A 5,607-nucleotide genomic window follows, 5' to 3' on the forward strand; every position below is an offset into this window, starting at 1 on the left:
GCGGAACGGGACGTCCACGGCGGAGCGCCGGCAGGAAGCGCTGCTCGCGCACGGCGCGCCGCACCGGCTCCACGAACAGCCGGTGCGTGGTCGTGACGGCACTGAAGGTGTCCATGTCGGGCTCGCCCTTCACGCTCACCACGAACTCCGCGATGACACGCCCCGGTGTCTGCGCGTCGAACAGCGAGTCGGGGTACAGGGGTTTGACGAGATTGAACGAGTCGGGGCGCGCCAACGCGTCCACATCGGTGGCCACGAACGCTTCACCCTTGTCGAGCATCTGCGCGATGCGCATGGTCGGCGTGGGTTCGTCCTTCTTGCGCTTGCGTTCCCGTATCTCACCGCGCTTCGACCAGAGCACGATGGTGCCACAGGCGCTGCTCATGCGTTGATTGCCCTGGAATTCCACCGGCACCGACGCGGCCCCGCTGTAAATCTCCATCCCCTCGAACGATCGCGGATCAAAGGCGTCGAGATCGACCTCGGCGGCGAAGAGGGGCTGCGCATCAAGCCAGACGAGTGGGGCGCATCGGCTTCCGCGCATGCGTATGGCGCTCTGGAATCCACGCGATTCGATGCGCATACCCGGCACCATGCGGAACATGTCGCTCATGCGCGACGCGTTACGCTTATCGATGTCGCTTGCCGTGAAGAACCGTCCGGCGCCCTGTCCCATCCGCTTGTAGAACCCGGCCATGGGGCCGGTCACATCGCGACGGCCGATGACCTGCACGCGATCGAGCTCCACCGCAATGCGCTCGAGCTGTACGCGGCTTTCCACCGTCTCGCCGTCGCTTACCGTGACCCGTACGGAGTCGGGGCGATACCCGATGCGTCGGGCCACCAGCCACGCGGTCCCCGATGGCACCCCGACCGCATTGAACTTGCCGTCTTCGTCGGATTCCACGGAGGTGGTGGTGCCGCGCCCCGGTAGCGAGAGGCGCAGGTAGGCCCCTCCAATCGGAAGTCCGAACGTGGTGGTCACGGACCCGCGCACGCTCCCGGTACCCGGCGCCAGCGGCGCCGCAGACTGCGCGTCCAATGCCGGCGCCGAACCGAGAGCCGCCCCCACGGCGACACACCAGAGGATGAAACGGGGCAATGACAAGAGATCGCGCATGCGGGAAGCGCTCGAGGCGCGGACTTGTGTGGACGCGCGGGCAGGCTACGATGAATCATGACTAGTGCGTCGTGGGGGAGCAAGCTCAGGCGAGGGATCCTTGGCTCGCTAATGCTCGTCCTGTCCGGCTGTGCCTCGTTCCAGCGTCCTGTGCCCGCTGAGTTGCTGCCGCGGCGCGTAGTGCTGGCACTCGACGGTCTGGACTACCGGGACGTCATGGAGGCGCGGCAGCGTGGACGGTTCGCGGCCTTTCATCCGCCCGCGCGACTGGTGTCCACGTTCCCATCCATCAGCGATATCGCCTGGCACGCCATTCTCGGTGTGTATCCGCCGGCGGGCTATCAGCGGGTGTACTACAGCAACCGCCACAACACGGTGCTGGGGGATGCACTCTCGGCCATTCGGCCCATCGAGTACGAAGAACGCATGGACTATGCGTTCGATACCAAGTTCCATCATCTCGGCGCGTACCTCATTTCGTGGCCGATCGCACGCCGTGAGGTGAACACCGATGTCGAGTCGATCCTGCGAACGCGTAATCGCGAAACGGTATACCTGTACAACGTGGGTCCCGATGCGTTGCAGCATACCCGGGGCGACGTGCAACGCTATCTCGATCATCTCGACACGCGGCTGGCCGAGTTGCTCGCACGGTACCGCGAACGGACCGGGCGCGATCTCGAGGTCATCGTGCTTTCTGACCACGGCCACAACCGTGCGTGGGAGGCGGAGTTCGCCCCGATGGTGGAGACGCTGGCGTCACACGGATTTGAAGCGGGGCGGTCGATCACGCGGCTGAATCACGTGGCCTTCAGCGTGGATGGGGTGACCACCGGCTTTGGCGTCTTCTGCGACGCCGATTCGGTGTCACGGGTCGCTTCGCTGTTGGTGGCCATGCCTGCTGTCGATGTGGTGACGCAGCGCGTGAACGACTCGCTCTTCACGGTTCAGCGGCGCGACAGTGCCGGCGTGCTGCGCATGGCTCAGGTAGCGTACCGCCGCCTCGAGGGCGAGGAGCGCTATCGGTATGCAAGTGAGCGCAACGATCCGCTGGAGCTCGATGGCACGGTGCAGCGCATGCGTGAGGCCGGTGTGCTCGACGCCGATGGGTATGCGGCCGCGCAAGCTTGGGTGACGTTCACCGCCAGTGCGCGCTATCCGGTGGCGCCGGTGCGCATCGTGCACGGTCACCGGTTCGCCACGCGGAATCCTGCGCCCATCCTCGTCAGTCTCGATGACCGCTTCCGGGTGGGGCTCGGCATGGTCAGCGTGGCGAATCGCCTTCGCCCGCTTGGTGGTACCCACGGGGCACTTGGCCTCACGAATGCCGTGGGGATGGTCATGAGCAACGGCGTGCGCCCGCACGATGATGTCGCCATGCGGGTGCGCGAGCAGTTCGGAGGGTTCGAGGATCTGCTGGATCTCCGTGTGCACCAGCCGTCGCTGGCTGTCGTGGACGCCGGCATGCTGCGGAACGATCGCCTCCATCGTCGGTCGTGGCCCGACGTGTCGGTCCTCCCCGTTAGTGGGCCGGTCGCGCTGCTCTCCCTCCCGCAATCGCCGGAGCCGTGGAGCGGGGTAGGTGGCCGCGTGCGGGTCGAGGTGCGGCATGGCGACACCGATTCGTTGGTCTCGACCGTCGCGCTCCCGCTGGCCGCGGCGGCGCACCGCACAGATGGCCTGCAGTGGGTGTGGCCGGCAGCGGCCTTCGGACTTGCAACGCTGGCGCCCGGGCAGGAATATCGCATTGCCGTCGTACTCGAACGGTTGCGCGCTGCCGATGACCGTGCTGGCAAGGACCGCGCGGTCGTCAACCGGGTGAAGCCGCTGCTGGTGACGCGTGTACGGGCGGCGCTCGACGGTGTCGCCTGGAGTTATTGATCGTTTCGGCATTGTTCGTCTGCCTTTCTCCCATCCATCCCCACCATGTCTCTCTCGTCATCATCGGAGTCGCTCCGCGTCGCGGTGGCGCTGGCAGCTGCGGCCTGCGCCGTCGCGCCGGTGGCTGAGGCGCAGTCCGTCACCCGCCTGCTCCGCACGCCGAGTGTGAGCAGTCGCCACATCGCTTTTGCATACGCCAACAACGTGTGGGTGGTGGATCGTGCCGGAGGATCGGCTCGTCGCCTGACCAGCTTTCAGGGGCAGACGCAGAACCCCAAGCTGTCCCCCGATGGTTCACTCGTGGCGTTCAGCGCCGAGTACGCGGGCAATACCGATGTGTACGTGGTGCCGGCGGAAGGCGGCCAGCCGAGGCGGCTCACGTGGCATCCGGGCGCCGATCTGGTGCAGGGGTGGACGCCCGATGGCAAGCAGATTCTGTTCTCGTCGCCGCGGGCCACCTGGGCGCCCTCCGGCGTACCGCGTTTCTACACGGTGCCGGTGAGTGGCGGGGTGGAAACCGCGTTGCCGCTGCCGCGCGCCAACCAGGGCAAACTCTCGCCCGACGGTAGCAAGATCGCCTATCGCATGCCCACGTCGTGGGACGAAGAGCGCCGCAATTATCGTGGTGGGCAGAACAAGCCCATCTGGATCGTGGACCTCAAGTCGTTTGCACTCGACAGCACGCCCTTTGCCGGCAGCAAGGAGATGGATCCGGTGTGGGTGGGCGACGCGGTCTACTTCCTGAGTGATCGCGATGGCGTGAGCAACGTGTGGGCGTTCGACACCAAGACGCGCGCCCTCAAGCAGGTCACGAAGTTCACCGATTTCGATGTGAAGAGCGTTGACGCCTCGGGCAACACGGTGGTGTTCGAACAGGCGGGGTACATCCACGAACTCGATGCACGCAGCGGCGCGACGAAGATCGTGAACATCGCTGCCGCGGGCGATTTCCCGTGGATGATGCCGTCGTGGAAAGACGTGTCCAACCGTGTCGCGAGCCTCGCGCTCTCGGCCACCGGCAAGCGCGCGGCGGTGGAGTCGCGCGGCGAGGTGTTCAGCATTCCTGCTGAGAAGGGGGATGTGCGCAACCTCACCAACAGCAGCGGTTCGGCGGAGATCGCGCCCGTGTGGTCGCCCGACGGCAAGTCGGTGGCGTATTTCAGTGATGCCGCGGGCGAGTATCAACTCGTTATCGCGCCGCAGGAGGGACTTGGCGCGAAGCGTACGATCGCTCTTCCTGAACCGAGTCGTCCGTACTTCCCCAGTTGGTCGCCCAACGGGAAGCACATTGCGTATCAGGATACGCACTTCCGCATCTGGTTGGTCGAGGTGGCGAGCGGGCGCGCGAAGGTAGCGGACACCGATCCGTACTTCATGGCCGATCGCAGCGTGGTGCCGGTGTGGAGCCCCGACTCGCGCTACCTCGCGTATCCCAAGCGACTCAAGTCGCTCATGCGCGCGATTTACGTGTACGACGTGGAGTCGGGCACGCCGCGGCAGATCACCGATGGCATGGCCGACGCCACGAGCCCGGCCTGGGATGCGAGCGGGAAGTACCTGTGGTTCTTCGCGAGCACCAACTTCGCGCTCAATTCGTCGCTGCTCGACATGACGAAGTACGACCGCCCGGAGACCAAGGCCCTCTATCTGGCGGTGCTGTCGAAGAGCGAGCCGTCACCGCTGCTGCCGGAGAGCGATGAAGAGGCCGCGCGCTTGGTGGCGCCGCGCGATAGCGCTGCGCCGGCGCCCGCGGCACGTACGCGCGCCGACAGCGCACGTGGCGATGCGATGCCGGCGGCGCCGCGTGCGGTGCGCATCGATTTCGATGGGCTGCAGCAGCGCATCGTCGTTGTTTCCGGGCTCGTGGAGCGCGATTACTCGTCGCTCATCGCCGGCCCGGCGGGTACGGTGTTCTTCCTCGAGGCGGTGCCCGCTACGGGCACGGCTGCTGGCATGGCTGGTGGCAGCGCGCTGCACCGGTTCCAGCTCTCGTCGCGCCGCGCGCAGCTGTTCGTGAGCGGGGTGGCGCAGTACACGCTGAGCGCCGATGGTCGCAAGCTGCTCTATCGCACCGGGGGGCAGAACGGCGGCCTGTATCTCGTGGACGCCGACAAGCCCGTGGTGCCGCAGGCCGGGAGCGGACGGCTGCAGGTGGCGTTGCGTGCGTACATCGATCCGCGCGAAGAGTTCAAGCAGATCTTCAACGAAGGGTGGCGCAACCAGCGCAACAACTTCTACGTGAAGAATCTGCACGGCACCGACTGGGCTGCCATGAAGAAGATGTATGAGCCGTTGTTGGCGCACGTGAATCACCGCGCCGACCTCAATTACCTCATCGACAACATGGGGGCCGAGACGGCCATCGGGCATTCGTACGTACGCGGTGGTGATTACCCCGAGGTACCCAATGGTACCGGTGGGTTGCTCGGCGCCGACTTCGCGGTCGAGGGCGATCGCTATCGCATTGCGCGCATCTACGACGCTGAGAGCTGGAACCCTGAACTGCGCGCTCCGCTTGCCACGCCCGGTGTGAACGTGTCGCGTGGCGATTTCATCCTCGCGGTGAACGGCGTGGAGTTGCGCGCGCCAGACAACATCTATCGCCT

At 65.9% G+C, this 5,607-nt stretch carries 3 protein-coding genes; 2 read left to right on the plus strand and 1 reads right to left on the minus strand.

Annotation, left to right across the window (positions count from 1 at the left end):
• Positions 1-1,120 (minus strand): carboxypeptidase regulatory-like domain-containing protein (locus ACIQ6O_RS11955; protein ID WP_396208018.1); only part of this gene is annotated, 1,120 nt, incomplete at its 3' end.
• Positions 1,121-1,231: 111 nt separating this feature from the next.
• Here ACIQ6O_RS11955 and ACIQ6O_RS11960 point away from each other — a divergent pair.
• Both ACIQ6O_RS11960 and ACIQ6O_RS11965 read left to right on the plus strand, forming a co-directional pair.
• Complete coding sequence (locus ACIQ6O_RS11960; RefSeq protein ID WP_396208019.1) at positions 1,232-3,001, plus strand: alkaline phosphatase family protein; 1,770 nt, start codon at positions 1,232-1,234, stop codon at positions 2,999-3,001.
• Between the two features lie 45 nt (positions 3,002-3,046).
• Positions 3,047-5,607, plus strand: a 2,561-nt coding sequence (locus ACIQ6O_RS11965) for a PDZ domain-containing protein (protein ID WP_396208020.1), incomplete at its 3' end; no start/stop codon positions are given.

This window comes from Gemmatimonas sp. (assembly GCF_044345575.1).
Classification (GTDB): domain Bacteria; phylum Gemmatimonadota; class Gemmatimonadetes; order Gemmatimonadales; family Gemmatimonadaceae; genus Gemmatimonas.